At 74.6% G+C, this 24,157-nt stretch carries 16 protein-coding genes; 8 read left to right on the top strand and 8 right to left on the bottom strand.

The window, feature by feature from the left end:
- Window positions 1-11: 11 nt before the first annotated feature.
- From IEY78_RS16730 to IEY78_RS16715, 4 genes are all read right to left on the bottom strand, one after another.
- Window positions 12-893 (bottom strand): SCO6745 family protein, encoded by an 882-nt coding sequence (locus tag IEY78_RS16730; protein ID WP_189099031.1) that lies wholly within the window; start codon window positions 891-893, stop codon window positions 12-14.
- 433 nt (window positions 894-1,326) lie between these two features.
- Window positions 1,327-2,484 (bottom strand): PadR family transcriptional regulator, encoded by a 1,158-nt coding sequence (locus tag IEY78_RS16725; RefSeq protein ID WP_189099029.1) that lies wholly within the window; start codon window positions 2,482-2,484, stop codon window positions 1,327-1,329.
- 2 nt (window positions 2,485-2,486) lie between these two features.
- A complete protein-coding gene (locus IEY78_RS16720) occupies window positions 2,487-3,413 on the bottom strand; it encodes a DUF4097 family beta strand repeat-containing protein (RefSeq protein WP_189099027.1) in 927 nt (308 codons plus the stop codon).
- A gap of 184 nt (window positions 3,414-3,597) precedes the next feature.
- On the bottom strand, window positions 3,598-3,780 hold the full coding sequence (locus IEY78_RS16715; protein ID WP_189099026.1) for a DUF6104 family protein: 183 nt from the start codon (window positions 3,778-3,780) through the stop codon (window positions 3,598-3,600).
- Between the two features lie 153 nt (window positions 3,781-3,933).
- Here IEY78_RS16715 and IEY78_RS16710 point away from each other — a divergent pair, with 153 nt between their 5' ends.
- The 7 genes from IEY78_RS16710 (at window position 3,934) to fxsT (ending at window position 16,133) form a co-directional block, all read left to right on the top strand.
- Window positions 3,934-4,362 carry a CU044_2847 family protein gene (locus IEY78_RS16710; protein WP_189099024.1) on the top strand — a complete coding sequence of 143 codons (429 nt, stop codon included), beginning with the start codon at window positions 3,934-3,936 and terminating at the stop codon, window positions 4,360-4,362.
- Window positions 4,362-6,506 carry a VMAP-C domain-containing protein gene (locus tag IEY78_RS16705; RefSeq protein WP_189099022.1) on the top strand — a complete coding sequence of 715 codons (2,145 nt, stop codon included), beginning with the start codon at window positions 4,362-4,364 and terminating at the stop codon, window positions 6,504-6,506. Before IEY78_RS16710 ends, IEY78_RS16705 begins: the two co-directional genes overlap by 1 nt.
- A gap of 366 nt (window positions 6,507-6,872) precedes the next feature.
- Window positions 6,873-7,928 (top strand): AAA family ATPase, encoded by a 1,056-nt coding sequence (locus tag IEY78_RS16700; protein WP_189099020.1) that lies wholly within the window; start codon window positions 6,873-6,875, stop codon window positions 7,926-7,928.
- Window positions 7,929-7,933: 5 nt separating this feature from the next.
- A complete protein-coding gene (locus tag IEY78_RS16695; RefSeq protein ID WP_229699997.1) occupies window positions 7,934-11,323 on the top strand; it encodes an SAV_2336 N-terminal domain-related protein in 3,390 nt (1,129 codons plus the stop codon).
- A gap of 106 nt (window positions 11,324-11,429) precedes the next feature.
- Window positions 11,430-11,648, top strand: a complete 219-nt coding sequence (locus tag IEY78_RS16690) for a YxD-tail cyclophane-containing RiPP peptide (RefSeq protein WP_189099018.1) — start codon at window positions 11,430-11,432, stop codon at window positions 11,646-11,648.
- 167 nt (window positions 11,649-11,815) lie between these two features.
- On the top strand, window positions 11,816-12,982 hold the full coding sequence (locus tag IEY78_RS16685) for an FxsB family cyclophane-forming radical SAM/SPASM peptide maturase (RefSeq protein WP_189099017.1): 1,167 nt from the start codon (window positions 11,816-11,818) through the stop codon (window positions 12,980-12,982).
- A 112-nt stretch (window positions 12,983-13,094) separates the two neighbouring features.
- Entirely contained in the window at window positions 13,095-16,133 is a 3,039-nt protein-coding gene (gene fxsT / locus IEY78_RS16680; protein WP_189099016.1) for an FxSxx-COOH system tetratricopeptide repeat protein, read from the top strand.
- A 92-nt stretch (window positions 16,134-16,225) separates the two neighbouring features.
- On the opposite strand, the gene IEY78_RS16675 is transcribed toward fxsT, so the two are convergent.
- The 4 genes from IEY78_RS16675 to IEY78_RS16660 form a co-directional block, all read right to left on the bottom strand.
- Window positions 16,226-20,026, bottom strand: a complete 3,801-nt coding sequence (locus tag IEY78_RS16675; RefSeq protein WP_189099015.1) for a multifunctional oxoglutarate decarboxylase/oxoglutarate dehydrogenase thiamine pyrophosphate-binding subunit/dihydrolipoyllysine-residue succinyltransferase subunit — start codon at window positions 20,024-20,026, stop codon at window positions 16,226-16,228.
- 237 nt (window positions 20,027-20,263) lie between these two features.
- A complete protein-coding gene (locus IEY78_RS16670) occupies window positions 20,264-21,391 on the bottom strand; it encodes a sensor histidine kinase (RefSeq protein ID WP_189099014.1) in 1,128 nt (375 codons plus the stop codon).
- Window positions 21,388-22,128: a response regulator transcription factor gene (locus IEY78_RS16665; protein WP_189099012.1), complete on the bottom strand. Its 741-nt coding sequence runs from the start codon at window positions 22,126-22,128 to the stop codon at window positions 21,388-21,390. Before IEY78_RS16665 ends, IEY78_RS16670 begins: the two co-directional genes overlap by 4 nt.
- A 74-nt stretch (window positions 22,129-22,202) precedes the next feature.
- Entirely contained in the window at window positions 22,203-22,967 is a 765-nt protein-coding gene (locus tag IEY78_RS16660) for a spermidine synthase family protein (protein ID WP_189099010.1), read from the bottom strand.
- A 241-nt stretch (window positions 22,968-23,208) separates the two neighbouring features.
- Here IEY78_RS16660 and IEY78_RS16655 point away from each other — a divergent pair, with 241 nt between their 5' ends.
- A complete protein-coding gene (locus IEY78_RS16655) occupies window positions 23,209-24,135 on the top strand; it encodes a rhomboid-like protein (RefSeq protein ID WP_189099008.1) in 927 nt (308 codons plus the stop codon).
- Window positions 24,136-24,157 lie beyond the last annotated feature (22 nt).

Genomic DNA, 24,157 nt, shown 5'->3' with positions numbered 1-24,157 from the left:
CCCCGCCCCGGTCACGGGTAGGCGACCTTGACCGTGCCGATGCCCAGCGTGCTGTGCCGGGGCAGGTATCCGGCCTCGAAGACCGCGCCGAGGACCGGGGTGAGCAGCTGCGCCAGCCGTTCGGCGCGGGAGTGGCCCAGGGCCCGCCACGGACCGGCCGCCAGCCGGTCCGTGGTCCGCTCGATCGCTTCGCGTTCCGTGCGGGCGCGCTCGGTCGCGGTGCCGTCGGGGGCGATCCAGCCGCGGGCGGCGAGGCGGTGCCGGGCGTCGCTCCACTCCTGGGCGCTCCAGCCGCGCCCCACGAAGTCGGCGGCCGGCGCGGCGCCGATCGCGGCGAACGACACCAGGGCCTCGCACGGATCGAGACCGCAGGTCAGCAGGGCCGCCAGATGGCCGTCGCCGCGGTGCTCGCGGAGTATCGTCGCGGCCTGCCAGAGCGTCAGATGCGGGGCGTCCGGCCAGGGCAGATCGCGGTTGGCGGCGGCGAGCGGGCGGGCGGCCGCCCCGGCGTTCTCGGCGGCCTGACGGGCGAGCCGGGCCGCCTCGGCGAGCTGCGCGGCGCTCAGCCGGCCGCCGATCAGGGTCGTCAGCGCGCGGTCCACGGCCAGCAGTCGCGCGTCCAGCACCTTGGCCGGGTCCGCCGCGGTCCAGATCCGCGGGAGGTAGCGGGCGATCATCCGCGGACTGAAGGTGTAGTAGGTCGCGGCCACCAGCTCGGGCCCGGCGGCGCCCAGCGGAGCCGTGCGCCAGGCGAAGTAGCGGGGCCAGCGGGAGGCGACGTCAAGGCCGAGACCGGCCGCGACCCGGCGGGCCTCGGGGGCGAAGTACAGCGTGGAGTGCAAGGGTTCCAGCAGGTGCCACATCCGGCGGGCGACCGAAAGGTATTCCGACATCGCTTTACCTCATGGCCTTCACGATGCGTGCGCAGACAGGAGGGTGGGGCGGTGGTCCGGGGCACGGCCCGCCGGTCCGCGGGGGCGGGGCCCTGAAGCCCGGTGCCGGGCGAAAAGCCGTACGACGTAGTGAGTTCCCCGATTACGCCGCGTGAATCCAGACCGCTGATGGCAACTGTCGGTAACAGGGGCGGGGTTCGGGCGCGTCCGGATCCCGCCGCCGTCCGCCGGCTGCTCGGCCCGCGCTCGTTCGCGAACAGTGCTGAGGGCGTCCAATTCGCCTTCGGTGACGACGAGTTAGGCGTCGGCACTGCCCCCTGGCCTGCCCCCTCGGGTTGAGTCGATGGGCGGGGCGGGCACGGCTGATGTGGCCGCCGTGCCCGCCCCGCCCGTTATGGCCCCCGCCCGTCATGTCCCCGCCCGGTCCGCCCGCTCAGGCGTCCGGATCATCCGTCCCGGGCCGGTACCGCTCCGGTGCCCGCAGCAGCGCGCCGATATGGGCGGCGGCCTCCGACAGCCGGCGGCGGGACTCCTTCGCCTGCTCGGCGGTGACGCCGTGATCGCGGGCCGCGTCCCGCAGATCGTCGCGGAAGCGGTCCAGCAGCCGGTCGAAGTCGCGCGCCGGGTCGTCGCCGGCCGGCTCCTTCGCCCACTCCGGGGCCGGCGGCGCCCCGGCCGCCGCGTCCGGTCCGGCCTCCGGCTTGCCGAGGTCGACGCGCTCGACCGTCACCCGGGCCCCGCCGTCCGCGCCGCCCCGGCCGGAGCCGCTCTTCCCGGCGCCCTCCTGGCCCGTCCCGGACATGCCGCCGGTGAAGCGCCCGACCTCGCGGGACATCTCGGACAGCGCCTCGCGCACCGCCCCCGACCAGTCGCCGGACCGCACCGCGCCCTGGGCCTGCTCCTGGACGCGCCGGATGACCCGCTGGACCTCCTCGCGCGCGAACTCCTGGGCGTCCCGCGCCTGCTTGCGGGCCCGCTGGGCGTCCTGCCGGGCCCGCCGGCTCTCCTCCTTGGCCCGCCGGGCCTGTTCCTTCCACTCGTCCTTGGCGCGCCGGAACTCTTCCTTCGCCTGCCGCCAGGACTCCGCGTCGCCGAACACGCCGTCGAAGTAGTCCCCCACCTCGGGGTGGGGCCGCCCGGCGCCCTCCTCCTCGGCGTCCGGCTCCGTGCCGGTCCGCCCGGCCTTCCCGCGTCCCGTGTCCCGGCGGGCCTGCTGGGCGGCCTCCTGCATCTCGCGGCGCAGATCCCGCGCCGAGCCGCTGACGTCCTCGCGGATGTCGGAGGCCAGGGCGGCGACCGACTCCCGGATCTGCAACTCCAGATCCGCCAACTCGCCTCCCCTGTCGGCGAGTTCGGCCCGGCCGGCGTCGGTGATCGAGTAGACCTTGCGGCCGCCCTCGGTCGTGTGCGTCACCAGGCCCTCGGCCTCCAGCTTGGCCAGCCGCGGGTAGACCGTGCCGGCGGACGGGGCGTAGAGGCCCTGGAAGCGCTCCTCCAGGAGGCGGATGATCTCGTAGCCGTGCCGCGGCGCCTCGTCCAGCAGCTTGAGGAGGTAGAGGCGCAGGCGGCCGTGGGCGAAGACGGGGGGCATGGTCAGCGCACCTTCTTCCTGGTGGTGGGGGCGGTGGGGGAGTCCTCGTGCGGGCCGGAGCCGTGGCCGGCGTCGGGAGCGCCGTGGTCCTCGTCCTCGCGGGCGGGGCGGCGCAGCAGGGCCAGGCCGCCGGAGACGGTGGTGGCCTTGAGCGAGCCGGTGCCGGCGCCCAGGGAGCCGGTGATCCGCTTGGTGCCCCACTGGCCGCTGACCCGCAGGTCGTCGAAGGCGTTGGCGATCGTGCCGGAGGTGGTGTTGGCCTCCACCCGGGCGTCGGCCGGGTCGGGCAGCCGGATGGCGACCTCCCCGGAGACCGTCGTCAGGGCGATGTCGGCGCCCTTGCCGGGCGTCAGGTCGAGGACCATGTCGCCGCTGACGGAGTCCGCCTGCACCCCGCCGCCCGCACCGTCGATGACGGTCAGGTTCCCCGAGACGGAGTGGAAGCGCAGATCGCCGGTGAGCGACTGCACCTCGACATCGCCCGAGACGGTCTCGGCGAGCACCGTGCCGGTCAGGCCGACCAGGGTGCTGTCGCCGGAGACGCCGCGCACGTCGGTCCGCCCCGAGATGCCCGAGACCACCGCGCCGGCGCGGATCACGCCGACCTCGACGCGGGTGCCGGCCGGCACCGTCACGGAGACCACCGCCCTGCGGTTCCAGGCCCGGCGGTCGAGGAACTTCAAGAAGCCCCGCCAGGGGAGGTCCTCGTACGCGACGGACAGCACACCGTCGTGGCACGAGACGGTCAGCGGCGAGCCGTCCAGCTCGCTGACCTCCACCCGGGCGGGGCCGCCGTCCGTGGTGCCGACGACATTGACCGTGCCGCCGTACACCCGCACGGTGAGCACCTCGACGGGGTCGGTGACCTCCAGCGTGCGTGGTGCGGACACCTGCATCGGATTCTGCGTCCACCCGGTCCCGGCTGACATCTGGCCTCCCCTGTGAGCCCTGCAACGGTGAGGAGCGCGACGGCGGGTACCGCGACGGCGGGTACCGCAACGCAACATATCGCGTCCTCGGTGGACACGATATATCGCGGATTCTCGAAGTCAAGCAGTATGTCGCGAGGGGGTCATGTCGCGAGGTGGGCGGGCCCCGGTCCCGGGCCGTCCCCTAGTCGTCCTCGTCCTCGTCGTCCAGCCGGGCCAGCCAGGTGGCCAGCCGCTCCACCGGTACCTCGAAGTCCGGGTTCAGGTCCACGAACGTCCGCAGCTGGTCGGCCAGCCAGCCGAGGCTGACCTCCTCCTCGCCGCGTCGGCTCTCCAGCTCTTCGATGCCACGGTCAGTGAAATACACGCGCTCTCCACAAGGGTTCATGGGTCATTCCCAGCCAGGATAGGCAGGCTCATGGACCTCTCGCGCCACAGACGGCCGGGGGCTAGCCTGATCACCTGTCAACGGTCGGGCGGTGATGGGGACATCGCCGCTCACGGGGAGCAGGAGGCCGTGATGCAAGAGCGCGCGCAGCGCATCGAGCTGCCCGACGGCACGGAGGTCTGGGCCCGGGTCTCCCGGCTCGACGCCCCCGGGCTCGACGCGGCGGACGACCCGGGTGCTCCGGACGCCGCGGACGGGGAGTTCGAGGACGTCGGGGTCTGGGACGCGCTCGGCGCCCGGGTCGAGGGGCTCCGCGAGGTGATCGGCGGGGTCGCCACCAGCGTCCGCCGGGCCGCGGCCCCGATCGCGCCGCACGAGACCAGCGTGACCTTCGGCGTGGAGCTGTCGGCCAAGCCGGGCAAGGCCGTCGCCCTGCTCGCGGACGGCGAGGCGAAGTCGAACCTCTCCATCACGCTCACCTGGCGGCGCGAGGACCGGGAGCATCACGAGGACCGGGAGCATACGGGCGACCGCCGGGAGCCGGACGATCCGAGCCGCTGATGGCCACCCCCCAGGGCCGTACCCCCGGCGACCGCGCCCGCTACGCACAGCTCCTCGACCACGCCGGACGCGCCACCGTCGGGCTGCGTCCCGCACCGGGCGCGGCCGCCCCCCGGATGTGGGGCAGCGGGGTGTTCATCGCCCCGGGATGGGTGCTGACCTGCGCCCATGTGCTGGCGGCCGGTGACGGGCGGCGCCGGGAGACGGGACCGGACGGGGTCGTCGGGGTCGCGTTCGGCGGCCGGGTGGCGGCCGCGCGCCCGGCGTACGACCTGAGCCGGCCCGCGCCGGAGGCCGCTCCCGGCGCTGCCCGCGCCGACCTCGCCCTGCTCCGGCTGCTCGACCCGGAGCCCCGCCACCCCTGCGCCTGGCTCAGCGACCAGCCGGCGACGCTCCTGGAGGACGCCTACATCTTCCGCGGCCACGACCGGTCGGGCGGGGAGGCGGCCGGGGAGGAGGGCGACGGGGCGCGCGGGGGCGCGGCTTGGCCCGGCGCGCGCGCCGAACGCGACGCCCCCGCTTCCCCGGTGGACGCCTTCATCGCGGTCCGCTTCGGTGCCCGGGACGCCCGGGGCCTCCAGTTCGGCAGCGATGTCCGGGTGGCGCCCGGCGCCTCCGGCGGGCCGCTGATCGACTGCGACCGGGGCGAGGTGGTCGGCATCGTCAAGGGCCGCCACCTCCAGGACCACGTCGGGCTCGCGGTGCCGGTCACCGCGCTGCGCGGGCTGGGTCCCGAGCATCTGGTCGCCGGCGCCGAGGGGCTCGGGCCCGACCCGTACCACGCGCTGATGAGCCTGCACGACCGCTGGCACTGGGCCGGTCAGGAGCTCGGCCGCGCCACCGGACCCACCTGGTTCGACGCCCAGCACGCGATCATGGCGGGCCGCGGCCGGCTGTGGGGCATCCAGGAGCGGCTGCAGGCGCTGGACCTGCTCGCCCGGCTGCCCGCGCCGCGCGATCCGCTGGTCGTGGAGGCGGCCGTGGGGGAGGCGCTGGAGCGCGGCGAGCGGCCCGCGGCCTGGGCGCTGCGCACCTGGCGGGACGGGCACGGCGCGCTCTACCAGGGCAGCGACCCGTACACCGAGCTGCGCACCTTCGTGCACTATCTGCGGATCGTGGCGCAGCTGGCCGCCGACGAGGTGCGCGACGAACCGGGCGAGGCGGCCGCCGCGGTCCGCGCGCAGGCGGTCCGCCTCGCGGAGTTCGTCCAGGCCAAGGCGGTGGTGCTGCAGCCCCAGGACCGGCGCCGGATAGGGCCGGTGCGCCGCCGGCCGCGCTCCGTCCTCGTCGAGTTCGAGCCGCTGTTCTACGACGAGGGCGCGGCCGAGCTGTTCAACTGGTCGGTCAGCGAGGGCTACGGGCAGGGGCAGTGGCTGCGGGTGGACGTGCAGGAGTCGGCCGGCGGCGTGCCGTTCGAGCAGGCCCGGGAGCAGGTGCTGCGGCAGCTCGGCGGGCGGCTGCTGCGGGCCGACGGGGCGGCCGGGCCGGGCGCCCGCGTGCGCCTGGAGGTTGCCGTCCCCGAGGGGCGCTGGCACACCGCCGCCGGCCAGTGGGAGGTCGCGGCCTCGGCCCGGCGCACCGCGCGGCTGCGGCCGGTGGGCCCCGGCCGTGCGGTGATCCTGCGGGACCAGGGGCGGCGCGAGCAGGTCGACCCCGCCTGGTGGCAGCGCTGGCAGGGCCTGCGCACCGCCCCCGCCCTCCAGGCGCTGCGGGTCGGGCCGCGCGAGGGCGCCGGCGCGCGCCTCGGCGCCTGCGCCGAGTCGGTCTGGCGGCTGCTGGAGACGGCCGGCGAGGGTGCGCTGCCCGCGCTGTGCCACTCCGTCGCCGACGGGTTCGGCCGGGACGCGGTGGGCGTCGCCCTGGACACCGGCTTCCCGGCCGGGTTGTGGCCGGCCCGCGGCCACGGCGAGGAGCGGGACTGCGACGCGGTCTGCGAGGAATTCCACCGCGGGGTGCGGGAGTTGCTGGAGGGGTCGGGCGGGGTGGCCCGGCTGCCGGAGCTGGTGCGGCAGCTGCGGGCGAAGGCCGCCGAGGCCGCGGAGGAGGGCACGCACTGGGCCCGTGACCTGGTGCTCCTCTACGACGACCCGGAGGACCCGATCCCGCCGCTGTTCACGGACCGGCCCCAGCTGTCGCCGGGGTGAGCACCACCGGAGCCGCCCCCGGGTCCGCCGGGGCGCGGCGTACGCCCCGTACACCTCCCGTGCGCCCGGGGCCCGGAGCGGCCGCGTCCGCCCCTCGTGCGGCAAGTGGCGCCCCGGGCAGGGCACTTGAGTCCCCTGAACGGGTGCACGGGAGACCGGAAACCGCCCCGTGTGCTTCCGCGGGCGTGGGTACTGTCATAGCTTCGTGGAAGACTTGTTCGTGAGGACCTGATGGCGCTTCGTGAGGACGTGACGGCGCGAGGCGGGTGGCGACGCGGGGGAGGCGGAGCGGATGCCGAGGACCGCGGCGATGGGCCATGACCATCGCTCGTGACCGATGCCTGGCCGGCGACGAGGAGTTCCGACGTGAGCGACTGGCTCATCTACCGCGGTGCGGGGGCACCGCACGACGGAATTGAGCATCTTCCGCCACCCCCGCCCTGGCGCGATTTCGACGGTGGCCCCCTCGTGGCGCCGCCCGCCGCCCTCGACCCGTCCTCCGAACGCCGGCTCGGTGTGCAGCACCGCGAGGCCAGCCACCACCGCCCCGGCGAGACCGAGCGCGAACTGGTCAACGCCGCCCTGTATCTGCGCCGCCCGCTGCTGGTGACCGGCGCCCCGGGCAGCGGCAAGAGCACCCTGGCGCATTCGGTGGCCTACGAACTCGGCCTGGGCCGGGTGCTCGGCTGGCCCGTCGTCAGCCGCAGCACGCTGCGCGAGGGCCTCTACGACTACGACGCCATCGGCCGCCTCCAGGACCTCCAGATCGCCCGCGCCATCCCGGCCGGCGCGCAGAGCGCGGCACCGCCCGGCGACGACCCCACCGACGAGCCGGGCGGCGGCATCGGCCGCTACATCCGCCTCGGCCCGCTGGGCACGGCCCTGCTGCCGTCCGCCCGCCCCCGGGTGCTGCTCGTCGACGAGCTCGACAAGAGCGACATCGACCTGCCCAACGACCTCCTCAACGTGCTGGAGGAAGGGGAGTTCCGGATTCCGGAGCTGGAGCGGCTGGCCGGATCCGCCCCCGAGGTGGAGGTGCTCAGCGACGACGGCGCGCAGGTGACCGTGCGCGACGGCCGGGTGCGCTGCCACGCCTTCCCCTTCATCGTCCTCACCAGCAACGGCGAACGCGACTTCCCGGCGCCCCTGTTGCGCCGCTGCATCCACCTCCACATCCCGGTCCCCGACAAGGAGCGGCTCGCCGCCATGGTGCGGGCGCATTTCGGCGAGGGCGCCGCCGAGCGCTACGACGCGGTGATCGACCGGTTCCTGGACCGCGAGCCCGGCGACGTCCGCGCCGTCGACCAGCTCTTCAACGCCATCCACCTCACCCAGAAGGCCGGCTGGACGGACGAGGACGAGGAGGAGACCCGGCGGCGTCTGACGGCGGAGCTGATGCGTCCGCTCGATCGGACGAGGTGAGCGCGGTGCCTCCCGGGGAGCCCGGCCCGGGGCCCCTCGACGAACTCGTCGCCCGGCTGACGGCCGCGGGACTGCCGGCCGACGCCCGCGGGATGGCCGACGCCCTCTGGCTCGCCCAGTGGATCACCCCGGAGGCGCCGCCCGACGGTGCCGGGGACCCCGGGCCCCCGGAGCCGGACCCTCCCCGCCGCGCGGATCCGGCCGCCTTCCGGGTGGGACCGGCCGCCACCCCGTACGCCGACGGGGCCTCGCCGCCCGGCCGCGAGGACGGTGCACGGGACGGCCCCGGGGAGGAGGGGGCCGCCCCCTCCACGCTGCGGGACGGCGCCCGGCGCCGGGTCGCGGAGCTGCTGCCCGCCCTGGACGAGCGGACCGCCGACCGGGACCGCCGGCTGCTCGGCGACATCGCGGCCCCCGCCGCCTCCGCGTTCCCCGGACTGCTGCCGCTCCAGCGGGCCCTGCGGCCCATCCAGCGCTACCGCCCGCCGGTCGCCCCGGCCCGCCGGAAGCTGGACGAGCCCGCCACCGCCGAACTCTCCGCCCACGCCGAAATGATCATCCCGGTGCTGCGCGGGGTGCACCGCCGGGCCGCCGCGCTGCGGCTGCTGATGGACGGCTCGTCCTCGATGGCCGTCTGGGAGCAGATGCTGCACGACCTGCGCCAGGTCTGCGAGCGGGTGGGCGCCTTCCGCGACGTCACGGTGCACTACCTCCATCCGCACGGCCCGGACGTCGGGGTCGCCGCGGCCCCCGGCCCCGGCCGCCCGCTGCGCCCCGCCGACCAGCTGCACGACCCGACCGGCCATCACCTCACCCTCGTCGTCAGCGACTGCGCGGGCCCCCTCTGGCGGGACGGCCGGATGCAGCGGTTGCTCTACCGCTGGGCCGCCGACGCCCCGCTCGCCGTCGTCCAGCCGCTGCCGCAGCGGATGTGGGCGCGCACCCTGCTGCCCGCCGTCGCCGGCACCCTCGTCCGCCGCCAGGGCTCGTACCAGGCGCTCGATTTCCGCCCGGCCCGCCGCCGGCGGCCCCCCGCGGCGCCCGGCGGCCCCGGCGCGCCCCGTGAACGCGCCGTCCCGGTCCTCTCCGCCACCCCCTCCGCCCTCGGCGCCTGGGCCCGGCTCGCCGCCGCCCTCGCGGAACTCGCCCTGCGCGGCGCCGCCTGCGTCGTACGGGCCGACCACGGCGCCGACTTCGCCGCCGGCCCGCCGCCCGCCGCCGGGCGCGCCGCACCGGCCGGGATGGTCCGCGACTTCGACCGGCAGGCCTCGCCGGCCGCCCGGCTGCTCGCCGTGCACCTGTCGGCCGTGCCGCTCGCGCTGCCCGTCATCCAGCTGGTCCAGCGGGCGATGCTGCCGCAGACCGGCCCGGCCGAGCTGGCCGAGGTGCTGCTCAGCGGCCTGGTGACGCAACTCCCGCCGCAGGAGCGGCAGTCGGGGGAGCAGGCCGGGATGAGCGGCCCCTGGTACGACTTCGCGCCCGGGGTGCGCGACGAACTCCTCGGCCGGCTCAGCGCGGGCGAGGCCGCCCTGGTCCTCAAGCACTGCTCGCTCTACATCGAGCGCACCTTCGGCCGCAGCGCCCGCAACTTCCCGGCCGTCGCCGTCGCCATGCTCTCCGGCAGCGGACGCGAGCCCGAGACCGGCCGCCGCGCGGTGCCCGAGCCCTTCGCCCGGGTCTCCGAACGGGTGCTGCGCCGCTTCGAACCGGCGCTGCGCCCGCCCGCGCCCAGCCCGTACGCCGGTGACGGCCCCGCCGCGGAGGGCGCCGCCCTCCTGGAGCGCTACGAACAGGACCGCACCGTCCGGGACCTGATCGAGGCCGTCCGGCTGCTGCGCGCCGCCGCCGCCCGGCTGCCCGAGGCCGGTACGGACCTCGCCCGCGCGCTGCTGCACGCCTGGGCGAGATGGGGCCAGCCGGACGCCCTGGAGGAGGCCGAACGGGCGGTGCGGGCCGCGGAACGGGCCACGGCGGGTGCGGCCTCCGACGGCGACGAGGAGGCCGTCACCGCCGGGCGGGAGGCCGAGCGCACCCGGGCGCTGATCGTGCTGGGCCGGGTCGGCCACGCCCGCGCCCGGGAGCGCCGGGCCGACGGCACACCCGAGGAGGAGCGCGGCGCCCTCGCCGACGCGGCCCGCCATCTGCACACCGCCTGCGGGCTGATGAGCCTGCTCGACCCCCGTGTCCTGGAGAGCATGGTGCTGCGCACCGAGGTGCTGCGCCGGCTGGCCGCGCTGCCCGCGCCGGCGCCCTTGCCCGGCGCGTCCGCGGAATCGGCCGCCGCGCCGGACCCCGACCCCCTCGACGAGGCGGAGTGCGCCCTGACCACCCTCCTCGACCGGTGGCCCAGCGGCGAGGAGGTGCCCGGCGAGGTCTACGCGGCCCGCGGCGGCGTCCTGCTCGACCAGGCCCGCCGGGCCGCCGGGGGGCAGGGCGCGGCCCCCCGCGCCGCCGAGGCGCTCGCCATGCGCGCGGCCGACGACCTCGATGCCGCCGTCGTCCTGCTGCGCCGCCGCGGCAGCGCCGCCGACCGGCTGGTGTGCGGCACGCTGCTCGACCTGGCGGCGGCCCGCCAGCTGCACGGCGGCGCGGGAGCGGCCGCGGTCCTGCCGACCCTCGAACGCGCCCGGGAGATGGCCCGGGCCCTCGACGACCGGGCCCTGGAGGCGGACAGCCTGCGCCGTACCGCCGCCGCCCAGCGCGCGGTGCACACCCGCACCGGCGCCCTGCCGGCCCTGGACGCCGCCATCGCCGCGCTGGCCGCCGCCCTCCGGCTGGCCACCCCCGATTCGCCCGAGCACAGCGCGCTGCTCGCCGAGCGCGGCGCGGCGCTGCTGCTGCGCGCCCGGCTGGAGCCGGCCGACGGGCCGGGCCGGCGGCTGGCCGACGAGGCGGTGCACGTGCTGCGCGAGGTGCTGGGCCGGGCCGCGCCGCAGGACCCCGACCTCGGCAGCCACCGCCTGCTGTTCGGCCGCGCCCTGCGGCTGCGCCACGAGCGCCGCCCCTCGCTCGCCGATCTGCACGAGGCCGACTGGATCCTGGAGCTGGCCGCCCGCGGCGCGGACGTACCTCCCGCGGTCTCCGCCGAGGCCTGGCTCGAAGTGGGCGACGTCCAGCTGCTGCTGGACCGCCGCTTCGACTCCCGCGAGCGCCACGACCGCGCCGCCGCCTGCTACCGCCGGGCCGCCGCGGCCGCCCGGCGGGCCGGCAGCGCCCTGCTGGCCGCCCGGGCCCACCACCGCCGCGGCGAGGTCCTGGAGGCCACCGCGGGCTCCCGTTCCGCGCTGCACGCCTACCGCGAGAGCTGGGAGCAGTGGCAGCGGGCCGGGGAGGACACCGGCCCCGAGGCGCAGCGCACCCGCGCCCGGATGCGTGCCCTGGAATCCGCCGCCTGACCGCCCCGGCGGCCCGTCGGCGGCGGCCGCCCGTCCCCCGGGGCCTGTGTTTCTGCGGACGGGAGTCCGGGAACACCCCCGTCCAGCCGGCCCAGAGGAGAACAGCGTGGCGACAATCCCCCGCACCGAACCGGCGGTGGCCGCCCCGCCGGGGCCGTCGGCCGAGCGGCTGCCGGACTTCGCCGGGGTTGACGTGGGCGTTCTCGCCGCGCGGACGGACCACGCGAGGCTGGCGGAGGTGGCGGCGCTGCTGCTGCGCAACTGGCCGTCGGCGCAGGAGGCCGTGGCGTACTACGAGGACGGCCCGGAAATAGCCGTGCATTGACGATCAGAGACGGTTGTTTTTGGGCAAACGTGCAAGGGAACCGGCCAGTTGCCGGGGGCACTCGGTTCCTCGATCGGGGGCGGAGCCATGTATCAGTCGACGGGCGGGAGTTGCGCGGGCGGCCCGTTGACCGGGGATGACGGGGACGACGGGCAGGGGGCGACGCCGTGGCGGGGGAGACGACCGGCCGGGCCGCCGTGGTCCCCTTCCGGCAGTTCGTCCTGAAGGTCCACAGCCGCTGCAACCTCGCGTGCACCTACTGCTACATCTACGCCGGCCCCGACCGCAGCTGGCGCACCCGCCCGCCGGCCGCCCCGGCGGCCACCGTCCGGCAGACCGCCCGCCGCATCGCCGAACACGCCCGCACCCACCGGCTGCGCGCGGTCCGGATCGATCTGCACGGCGGGGAGCCGCTGCTCACCGGCCCCGGCCCGCTGCTGGCGCAGGCCGCCGCGATCCGCGCCGCGCTGCCCGCCGGCTGCGCCGCCGACTTCGGCGTCCAGACCAACGGCACCCTGCTGACCCCGGAGATCCTCGACACCCTCGGCGCCGCCGGGTTCCGGCTCGGCCTCAGCCTCGACGGCGGCACCCCCGCCCTCAACCACCGCCGCCTCGACCACGCGGGACGGCCCTCCTGGCCCGCGGTCTCCCGCGCCGCGCGGCTGCTCCGCGACCGCCCCGGGGTGTTCGCCGGCATCCTGTGCACCATCGACGTCACCGCCGACCCCGCCGAGGTCTACGGCTCGCTGCGCGCCCTGGACCCCCCGATGCTCGACTTCCTCCTGCCGCACGCCAACTGGTCCAGCCCGCCCCCCGCCGCCGCCGGCCGCACCCCGTACGGCGACTGGCTGTGCGCCGTCTTCGACCTGTGGTGGGACGGCGGACCCGGCCCCCGGGTGCGCGTCTTCACCGAGATCCTCGGCCTGCTGCTGGGCCGCCCCGGCTCCAGCGAGGCGGTCGGCCTCTCCCCGGTCGTCGCCGTGATCGTCGACACCGACGGCGCCATCGAACAGGTGGACTCGCTCAAGTCCGCCTACGAGGGCGCCGCGGCCACCGGCCTCGACGTCTTCCACCACACCTTCGACCAGGCCCTGGCCCACCCCGGCATGGCCGCCCGCCGCACCGGCCGCGACGGCCTGGGCGACCGGTGCCGCACCTGCGCCCTGGTGGAGGTCTGCGGCGGCGGCAACTACGCCCACCGCTACCGCGCGGACGGCAGCGGATTCACCAACCCCTCCGTCTACTGCGCCGACCTGGAGCGCCTCATCCGGCACATCGCCGCCCGCCTGAAGACCGCGATCACACCCAACTGGCGCCACCCCCATATGACCTGACGCACTGTCGCCACCAGGGGGGACACTTGGGCTATCGTGCCCAAAAGCCAGGGCGTGCCCGGGGAGACAGCCTGCGCACGCGCGCACCCTCGCACCCCAGGGAGACGGTCGCATGGTCGGTCAGGCCCCATCTTCTGGTCCCCACGGCTCTCCGGGCTCCGCCGCTCCTGACGGCTCCCCCGCGCACATCACCATCAGCTACGCCGGCTTCACCCGCCCCTGGGCCGCGTGGATCTCCCACCAGCTGGAGCAGCAGGGCCACGGCACCACCCTGCTGCGCTGGGACCCGCGCGCCGACACCGCGCTGGTGGCGGAGCTGTCCGGGCTGCTGGCGGCCGAGGGCCGGCTGCTGATGGTGCTGGACGACTGGTACTTCCGGCTGGGCCCCAAGACACCGCAGGAGTGGACGGCCGCGCTGCGCGAGGTGGTGGCCCCGCACGCCGAGCGGTTCGCCGCGGTGAGCGTGGCCACCCAGTCCCTGCCCGCCACGGCCGCCCTGCTGCGCCCCGCCGACCTGCGCGACCTGGACGCGCGCGAGGCCAACCGCCGGGTGCTCCAGCGGCTGGGCATCGGGGCCCCGCACCGCCCCGTGGACGAGGACGAGCCCGGCGCCCCCCGCTTCCCGAACAACCCGCCCGAGGTGTGGAACATCCCGCGCCGCAACAACCGCTTCACCGGCCGCGACGGCGTGCTGGAGGAGCTGCACGGCAAGCTGGCCGGCTCCCGGACCGACCCGGGCCCGCCGCTGGAGACCCGGCTCGCGCTGTACGGCACCTCCGGCGTCGGCAAGAGCCAGATCGCCGCCGAGTACGCCCACCGCTTCGGCAACGACTACGACGTGGTGTGGTGGATCAGCGCCACCAACCGCGGCGCCGCCCGCGAACAGCTCGCCGAACTCGCCACCCGGCTCGGCCTCCCCGTCGGCCGGGAGCTGGGCGACCGCATCCGCGCCGTCCACGAGGCGCTGCGCGTCGGTCGCCCCTACCGCCGCTGGCTGCTGATCTTCGACAGCGCCGACGACATGGAGCAGATCGAGGACCTGGTCCCCGACGGCCGCGGACACGTCCTGATCACCACCCTCACCCGCGACTGGTCGGGCTCCGGCAGCGCCCAGGAGACCGAGGTGCTGCCCTTCGACCGCGCCGAGAGCGTCGCCTACGCCCGGCGGCGCGCACCACGGCTGACCCCGATGGAAGCCGACCTGCTCGCCGACGCCGTCCAGGACCTGCCGCTGCTGCTCGCCCAGACCGCCGCCTGGCTCGACGCCAACCCGATGTCCCCCAAGGAGTACATCGAGCTGATCCGCCGCGGCGAGCCCAGCCTCGTCGGCATCCGGATCTCCTCCGACTACCCCATGGCCTTCCAGACCAGCTGGGCCATAACCCTCAACACGCTGCGCGAGCGCAGCCCCGCGGCGGTCGAACTCCTCAAGCTCTTCGCGTTCTTCGCCCCGGACACCATCCCCGTCCCGATGCTCGCCCAGGCCCGCCGCGGCGACCTGCCCGAACACCTCGCCGACCTCGCCGCCGAGCCGATCAGCTGGAACACCGCGCTGCGCCGGCTGACCGAGTCCACCGCCGTACGCCTGGACTACCAGGTCTCCGAGGACGCCGACCCGGCCGTCGAGACCGCGCTGATGCACCGGCTCTACCACCGCTTCCTGCGCAGCGACATGTCCGAGGACGAGCGCGACCAGATGTCCGCGACGGCCTGCCGGGTGCTGGTCACCGCCGACCCGCAGAACCCCTCCGACACCCGCTGCTGGGAGCGCTACGCCGAGCTGATCCCGCATCTGGAGCCGGCCGGCGTGCTCGACAGCCCCGAACCGGCCGTCCAGCAGCTGCTGCTCAACTGCGTGGAATATCTGCGGGTCCGCGGCGAATACCGGATGGGCCTGCGGCTGTGCGAGCAGTTCATGTCCCGCTGGCGCACCCGGCTGGCCGCCACCCAGCGCACCATGCTCGTGCTGACCCACCAGCACGCCAACATGCTGCGCAGGCTCGGCCGCTACCGCGAGGCCGAGGCCGTCGGCAGCGCCGTCGTCGACCAGCTCGCCACCGAACGCGGCCCCTCCGACGCCGATCTGCTGCGGGCCCAGGACGGCCTGGCCGGCACGCTGATGGCGCTGGGCTCCTACGCACAGGCCTATGACCTCTTCGACGCCGTCTGGCGGGCCTACACCGAACTCCTCGGCCCCGAGGCCCCCCGCACCCTCTCCTCGCGGCACAACCTCGGCAACGTCCTCGCCCTGCTGGGCCGGTACGAGGCGGCGCTGACCACCCACCGCGAGGTGCTCGCCTTCCGGGAGCGGGAACTGCGCGCCCGCCACCACCTGACGCTCAACGCGGGCACCGCGCACGCCCGTACCCTGCGGCTGCTCGGCCGCTACCGCGACGCCGCCTCCGGCCAGGAGCTCAACGCCCGGCTGCATCTCCAGGTGATGGGCCCGCACACGCCGCAGACGCTGCGCGCCGAGCACAACCTCGCGCTGTGCCTGCGCCGCTCCGGCGAGGTCACCCGCGCCGCCACCCTCCTCGCCGACCTCGTCGAACGCTCCCGCCGGGTGCAGGGCCCCCGCCACCCCGAGACGCTGATGGTGCGCGCGGACCACGCCACCTTCCTGCGCGAGCACGGCGACCTGGGGCACGCCCGCGACCTGGCCGAGGAGGTCGCCGAGCGCTACCGCGCGCTGGCCGGCGAGCGCCACCCCTACACCGTCGGCACCCTGGGCAACGTCGGGCTGGTCCGTGGCGAGTTCGGGGACCAGGCCGAGGCGCTGGACCTCGCGGAGGCCGCCCTCGCCGGGATGACCGACGCGATGGGCCCCGACCACCCCTGGACGCTGGGCTGCGCGCTGAACGCCGGCGCGGCCCGCAACCGGACGGACGACGAGGAGGGCGCGGTGGAGCTGGGCCGCGACACCCTGCGGCGCGCCAAGGCGGCGCTGGGGGACGCCCATCCGCTGACGCTGTCCGCGAAGACGGCGCTGGCCGAGGACCTGCGGGCACTGCGCCGCGGCCAGGAGGCGGCCAAGCTGGAGCAGGAGGCCATCGGGCAGCTCTCCGAGACGCTGGGCGCCGAGCACCCGCACACCCTCTCCGCCCGGCGCCGCCGCCGCCCGTACTGGGACTTCGAACCGCAGCCCGTCTGACGGACGGCGCGCCCCGGGCACGCGGAAGGGCCCGCCCCCCAGGGGGACGGGCCCTTCCGCTGTTCCACCGGTCACTCCGGCGGCCTGCCGACTCAGGCGTCGAAGGCCTCCGCGACCAGCTGTGCCTGCTCCGCCTGGTGGCGCTTGGCGGAACCGACGGCCGGCGACGAGGAGTGCGGCCGGGAGATCCGGCGCAGCCGCTCGCCGTGCGGCACATCGGCGCCGACGGCCAGGTCGAGGTGGTCGATCAGGTTGAGGCCGAGGAACGGCCACGCACCCTGGTTCGCCGGCTCTTCCTGGGTCCACAGGTACTTCTCGGCGTTCGGGAACTTGGCGATCTCCGCCTGGAGCTCCTTGCCGGGAAGCGGGTAGAGCCGCTCGATGCGGACGATCGCCGTGTCGGTCGCGCCGCGCTTGTCCCGCTCCGCCTCCAGGTCGTAGTAGACCTTGCCGGAGCAGAAGATGACCTTGCGGACGTCCTCGGCCTTGACGGTGTCGTCGCCGATGACCGGGCGGAAGCCGCCCGTGGTGAACTCCTCCGCCTTCGACGCCGCGGCCTTCAGACGCAGCATCGACTTCGGGGTGAAGACGACCAGCGGCTTGTGGTGCGGGTTGTGGACCTGCCAGCGCAGCAGGTGGAAGTAGTTCGACGGCAGCGTCGGCGCGGCGACCGTCATGTTGTTCTGCGCGCACAGCTGGAGGAAGCGCTCGATCCGGGCCGAGGAGTGGTCCGGGCCCTGGCCCTCGTAGCCGTGCGGCAGCAGCAGGGTGACGCCGGAGGTCTGGCCCCACTTCTGCTCCGCCGAGGAGATGAACTCGTCGACGACCGTCTGGGCGCCGTTGACGAAGTCACCGAACTGCGCCTCCCACATGACCAGCGCCTCCGGGCGGGCCAGGGAGTAGCCGTACTCGAAGCCCATCGCCGCGTACTCGCTCAGCAGCGAGTCGTAGACGTTGAAGCGGGCCTGGTCCTCGGAGAGGTAGAGCAGCGGCGTGTAGTCGTCGCCGGTCGCGCGGTCGATCAGCACCGCGTGGCGCTGGCCGAAGGTGCCGCGGCGGGAGTCCTGGCCGGCGAGCCGGACCGGGGTGCCCTCCATCAGCAGCGAGCCGATGGCGAGGGTCTCGCCCATGCCCCAGTCGATGGTGTCGTCCTCGACCTGGGCCGCGCGGCGCTGCAGCTGGGGCAGCAGACGCGGGTGGACGGTGACCCGCTCGGGGATGTTGACCTGCGACTCGGCGATCCGCTTGACGACCTCCTGGGAGATCGCGGTGTCCACGTAGACCGGGAACTCCGCCTTGGGCTGCGGCACCTCGGGCGCGGCCGGCGTCGTCGTGGCGTCGCGGACCTCGGTGAAGACCTTCTCCAGCTGGCCCTGGAAGTCCTGCAGCGCCTGCTCGGCCTCTTCCAGCGTGATGTCGCCGCGACCGATGAGGGACTCGGTGTAGAGCTTGCGCACCGAGCGCTTCTTGTCGATCAGGTCGTACATCAGCGGCTGGGTGAAGGCCGGGTTGTCCGACTCGTTGTGACCGCGGCGGCGGTAGCAGATGAGGTCGATGACCACGTCCTTGTTGAACGCCTGGCGGAACTCGAAGGCCAGCCGGGCCACGCGGACGACGGCCTCGGGGTCGTCACCGTTGACGTGGAAGATCGGCGCCTCGATCATGCGGGCCACGTCGGTGGCGTACATGGACGAACGCGACGACTCCGGGGCGGCGGTGAAGCCGACCTGGTTGTTGATGACCACGTGCACCGTGCCGCCGGTGCGGTAGCCGCGCAGCTGGGACATGTTCAGCGTCTCGGCGACCACACCCTGGCCGGCGAACGCCGCGTCACCGTGCAGCTGGATCGGCAGGACGGTGAAGTCCGTGCCGCCCTTGTTGACGATGTCCTGCTTGGCGCGCGAGATGCCCTCGACGATCGGGTCGACGGCCTCCAGGTGGGAGGGGTTCGCGGCCAGCGAGACCTTGATCTGCTCGCCGTCCAGGCCGGTGAAGACGCCCTCCTGGCCCAGGTGGTACTTCACGTCGCCGGAGCCGTGCATCGACTTCGGGTCGAGGTTGCCCTCGAACTCCCGGAAGATCTGCGCGTAGGACTTGCCGACGATGTTGGCGAGGACGTTCAGCCGGCCGCGGTGGGCCATGCCGATGACGCACTCGTCCAGGCGCGACTCGGCCGCGGCGTCGATGACCGCGTCCAGCAGCGGGATGACGGACTCGCCGCCCTCCAGCGAGAAGCGCTTCTGGCCGACGTACTTCGTCTGCAGGAACGTCTCGAACGCCTCGGCGGAGTTCAGCCGACGCAGGATGCGCAGCTGCTCCTCGCGCTCGGGCGACTTGTGCGAGCGCTCGACCCGGTCCTGGATCCACTTGCGCTGCTTGGGGTCCTGGATGTGCATGAACTCGATGCCGGTGGTGCGGCAGTACGAGTCGCGCAGTACGCCCAGGATGTCGCGCAGCTTCATCATGGACTTGCCGGAGAAGCCGCCGACCGCGAACTCGCGCTCCAGGTCCCACAGGGTGAGACCGTGCTCGGTGATGTCGAGGTCGGGGTGCTTGCGCTGGTGGTACTCCAGCGGGTCGGTGTCGGCCATGACGTGGCCGCGGACCCGGTAGGAGTGGATCAGCTCGAAGACCCGCGCGGCCTTGGTGACGTCGTCGTCGTGCGAGGCGTCGATGTCCTTGAGCCAGCGGACCGGCTCGTAGGGGATCCGCAGCGACTTGAAGATGTCGTCGAAGAAGTCCTTCTCGCCCAGCAGCAGCTGGTTCATGATCCGCAGGAACTCGCCGGAGGCGGCGCCCTGGATCACGCGGTGGTCATAGGTGCTGGTCAGCGTCATGACCTTGGCGACACCCAGCTTGTTCAGGGCGTCCTGCGAGGTGCCCTGGAACTCCGCGGGGTAGTCCATCGAGCCGACGCCCATGATCATGGACTGGCCGGGCATCAGGCGCGGCACGGAGTGCACCGTGCCGATGCCGCCCGGGTTCGTCAGCGACGCAGTGACCCCGGTGAAGTCGTCCATCGTCAGCTTGTTGTCGCGGGCCCGGCGGACGATGTCCTCGTAGGCCTGCCAGAACTCGAAGAAGGTCAGCGTCTCGGCCTTCTTGATGGCGGCGACGACGAGCTGGCGCTCACCGTTCGGCTTCACCAGGTCGATGGCCAGACCGAGGTTCACGTGGTCCGGCTTGACCAGGGTCGGCTTGCCGTCCTTCAGCGCGAAGGAGTAGTTCATCGACGGCATGGCCTTGAGGGCCTGCACCATCGCGTACCCGATGAGGTGGGTGAAGGAGACCTTCCCGCCCCGGGCGCGCTTGAGGTGGTTGTTGATCACGATGCGGTTGTCGAAGAGCAGCTTCACCGGGATCGCGCGGACGGACGTGGCCGTCGGCAGCTCCAGGGAGGCGTTCATGTTCTTCGCGACGGCGGCCGAGGGGCCGCGCAGCGTGACGAACTCGGGACCGTCCGTGGCCTCGGCGGCCGGCTTCGCGGCCGGCTTGGCCGGCGCGCTCTTGGCCGGCGCCGGAGCGCTCGCGGCGGGCTTCGCCGGCTTGGCCGGCTCGGCTGCGGCGGGCTTCGGCGCGGCGGCGGGTGCTGCCGGGGCCGACGGGGCCGGGGCGGCCGGCGCGGAGGGCTGCGCGGCGTCAGCCGCTCCGGTGGAGCCGGAGCCCGCACCGGGAGAACCCTCCGCCGGCTGGCTCGGCGCGCTGGCGCCGCCCGGCTTGTAGTCGGCGAAGAAGTCCCACCAGGCTCGGTCTACCGAGTTCGGGTCCTGGAGGTACTGCTGGTAGATCTCGTCGACGAGCCACTCATTGGGACCGAACGCGGCGGCAGGGTTCTTTCCCTGCCCCTCGTGGTCGGTCGAGATGCTCGAGCTGTTGGGGGACTGTAGCGACACGGCGGCAACCGCCCTCTTCCGCTTCCTAAGGTGGTGGACAGCGGGAATAAAGGCTACGCCTGTTGTGGCCCCGGATGCAGGCCGGGAGGGGCACTCGTCGCGTACGTCACATTCCCGGACGGGTTTCGGGGCAGGACTTGGCGGGAAACACACGGAGTTTGCCTGTGTGCGGGTAGGCGGCATCGCCGCAGCACCCCGGACGGAGCGCTTCCACCACCGACCCTACGTCAGTGACCGTCAGCCTCTGGCTGACTCCAGCCCCGGAAGAGTGACCCGGATCCGGCAACCACGTGGTGATTCGGCCACGCGGATGCGTCCGCCGTGCAGATCCACCGCCCAGCGCGCGATGGCCAGGCCCAGACCCGTACCGCCGTCGGAGCCGGGCCCCGAGGGGGCCGGACCGCCGCGGTTGAAGCGCTCGAAGACCCGGTAGCGCTCCGACTCGGGGATGCCGGGCCCCTCGTCCTGCACGTCCAGCTCCAGGCTCTCCGGCCCCTCCCCGCGCCGCGCGTGCACCGTGACCCGGCCGTGCCGGGGGCTGTGCTTGATCGCGTTGTCGATGAGATTCGCCACGACCTGGTGCAGCCGCTCGGCGTCCGCGTGCGCGGTCAGCTCCGGGGGCGAGACGTCGAGGTGGAGGTGGACGTCCGTACGGGTGTGGGTGCCCGAGCCGGCCGTCCCGGAGAGCGTGGAGGCGCCGCGGCTCATGTTGGCCTCCTTGAGCACCCCGGACAGATACGGCCAGACCTCGAAGCGCCGGGCGTGCAGCGGCACCACGCCGTTGTCCAGCCGGGAGAGGTCGAGGAGGTGCTCGACCAGGCGGCCCAGCCGCTCGGTCTGCCGCAGGGCCGTGCGCATCGTCTCGGGGTCGGGCTCACTGACCCCGTCGACGACGTTCTCCAGGACGGCGCGCAGCGCGGCGATGGGGGTGCGCAGCTCGTGCGAGACATTGGCCACCAGTTCCTTGCGGTGGGTGTCCACCGCCTCCAGGTCGGCCGCCATCCGGTTGAAGGCGTCGGCCAGGTCGCCGAACTCGTCACGGCGCTCGGAGCGGACCCGGCGGCTGTAGTTGCCGTGCGCCATCGAGCGGGTGACATCCGTCATCTCGTCGAGCGGCGCGGTCAGGCTGTTGGCCACGAACTGGGTGATCAGCAGCGAGGCGATGATCGAGAAGATCGTGATCACCCGCAGCTCGGTCGCGGAGTGCATCGCGACGAACACCAGCAGTGTGGTGATGATCACCGAGACGCTCACCAGCGCCCCGAGCGCGGCCTTGACCGAGCGGTACGGGTCCAGCGGGCGCAGCCCCTCCCAGACCCGCTGCCACAGCCGGCGCAGGGGCGTTCGCCACCACCGCCGCGTCATGCGGCCGGGGTCTCCAGGGCGTAGCCGACGCCGTGCACCGTGCGGATCCGCTCGGCGCCGATCTTGCGGCGCAGCGCCTTGATGTGGCTGTCGACCGTGCGGGTCCCGGAGGCGTCCGCCCAGTCCCACACCTCGGCCAGCAGCTGCTCACGGGAGAGCACCGCGCGCGGGGTGTTCGCCAGGCAGACCAGCAGATCGAACTCGGTGGGCGTCAGATGGACGTCCGCGCCGCGCACCCGCACCCGGCGCTGGGCGTGGTCGACCTCCAGCTCGCCCAGCCGCAGGATGCCGCTGCGCGGGGTGTGCGCGGCCAGCGCGGCGCGCTCGACCCGGCGCAGCAGGACGTGCACCCGGGCGGCCAGCTCGCGCATCGAGAAGGGCTTGGTCATGTAGTCGTCGGCGCCGACGCCGAGGCCGACCAGCATGTCGGTCTCGTCGTCCCGGGCCGTGAGCATCATCACCGGCACCGGGCGCTGGGCCTGGACCCGGCGGCAGACCTCCAGGCCGTCGAAGCCCGGCAGCATCACGTCGAGGACCAGCAGATCGGGCTGCCAGGCCTCGGCGGTGTCCACCGCGGCGGGGCCGTCGGTGGCCGTCTGGACCTGGAAGCCCTCGGCGCGCAGCCGGGCCGCGATGGCCTCGACGATCGTGGGGTCGTCCTCCACGACCAGCACCCGGCGCTGGGCGCCCGGCGTGGCGGCGGTGGCGCCGCCCTGCGTTGTCTGAGTCTGGTCCATCGCCCGCCCCTGCATTGCCCCTGCGTGGTCGCGTCTTGCTGGGCAGCAGCGTACGGGCATGGTGTGACTGTCGGCTACGCGCCCTTGCGCGCAAGATGGACCACGTCGGGGACGCCTCGGACAACGGGGATCTCTTCCGTATGTACCCCGGTGAATCCGGCATTTCGCAGTGCTTCCTCGAATGCCGGGGAGGGCTGCGCGGACCAGACGGCGAGCACTCCGCCGGGCGTCAGGCGGTCGCGGCAGGCGGCCAGTCCGGCGGGGGAGTAGAGGCTCCCGTTGTCCTCGGTGACGGTCCAGTCGGGGCCGTTGTCGATGTCCAAGCACAGGGCGTCGTAGGTGTTTTGGCCCGCCCCGGTGCGCAGATGGGCGACGAGGTCGGTGTGCAGGATCTCGGTGCGCGGGTCGGCCAGCGCGTCCGCCGAGACGGCGGACAGCGGGCCCGTGCGGTGCCAGTCGATGACCGCCTCCTCGCGCTCGACCACGACGATCCGGCCCCAGCGCGGCCGGCCGGCCGCGCGCGCCAGGGAGAAGCCGACGCCGAGGCCGCCGATCAGCACGGCGGGGCGGGGGCGCCCGGCCGGCAGCGCGGCCAGCGCGGCGTCGACCAGCAGCCGTTCGGAGCGGCCGTCGGAGGTGTCCATCAGGAAGCAGCCGTTGGCGATGATTTCGTAGACCACCGGCTCAACGGGCTGCGCGGGCCCGCCCGTTCCCGGCTCCGCGGGGGCCGCGCCGCGCCGCCGCAGCACCACCTCTCCGTAGGGGCCTAAGCGGCGGTCGAGCGTGCACGGGACCGCGGAGTGGCCGTCGGGAGTCTGTGCGGGAGTAACGGGAACCATGACGACATGGTGGCCAAAAGGGACCGGGCCGGTCCATCGTTTTCGGGGAAGGCCCGCCATGATCACCCTCGACGCGGCGTCCGCGGTGACGGTTGCCTCACGTGAGGCATCTCACTCGCACAGCTTCCTCATGGGTTGAGCGTGCACGCTGGTCCGGAACGTTGAGCAGGGCAGAGGGATCACGGCCGGGCGACACGGGCGTGCCTCACCGCAAGCGCAGGGACGGAAGGGGCCTCGGACCGTGAGCTGGCTGGGAACCGCCGACAGAACGCGCGCCGGGCGCGCGCCGGCCGACGCCCCGGGGCGCACCCCGGAACCGCGCACCGGCCCGGACGACGGGGAGCCGGGCCTGCTGCCCGGGATCCCCCGGCAGCGCGGCGGCCGGGCGGCCGCGGCCGGGGACACCGCGACGCAGGCGGACACCGCGATCCACGGGGACACCACGAAGCCGGAGGCCGCGGCCCGTCCGCGCGGGACGGCGCCCGGCAGGCGGTGGCGGCCCTGGCGGCTGCTGCCCACCCCCGTCGGCACCCCCTTCACCTTCGGGTACGCCGTACTGCTCGTGGCCACCTCGCTGTTCGCCGAGTACGGCGACCCGGGGCTGGTCTCCGATCTGCTCCAGGGCTCCAGTACGGACGTCGCCCATCTCGCGCGCTCCCCGCTGATGGTGCTGGTCGCCAGCGCCCTGTGGATCGCCGGCGGGATGACCTCCGCCTACGCCTTCGGCTTCCTCTTCGTCCTGACGGCGCTGGAGCGGCGGCTGGGCGGACTGCGCACCGCCGCCGTCTTCTTCGGCGGGCACGCGGTGGCCACCCTCGCCACCGAACTGCCGGTCGCCTTCTCGGTGGCCGCCGGCCGGCTGCCCGAGACCTCCCTGCACCGCCTGGACTACGGCATCAGCTTCGGCGTGATGACCTGCATAGGGGCCCTGGCGGGCCTGCTGCCGGCCTGGCTGCGCTGGCCGCTGCTGGCCGGCGTCGGCTACCTGGCCGTGACCGATCTGCTCGCCTACACCGACCCGATGACCGACTGGGGCCATCTGCTCTCGCTCACCCTGGGCGTGGCCGCCTGGCCGCTGCTGCGCCACTGGCGCACCCACCGCGCCCGGCCCGCCCTGCTCCTCGGCGACCCGGTCCGGCCGGTCCTGCAGGGAGCCGGCCCGGCCTGAGCCGGCAGGGGGCAGAGGGGCG

It is taken from the genome of Streptomyces kronopolitis (assembly GCF_014646275.1).
GTDB lineage: Bacteria > Actinomycetota > Actinomycetes > Streptomycetales > Streptomycetaceae > Streptomyces > Streptomyces kronopolitis.
The sequence above is the reverse complement of the archived record's forward strand: the minus strand, read 5'-3'. Positions and strand labels throughout refer to the sequence as shown.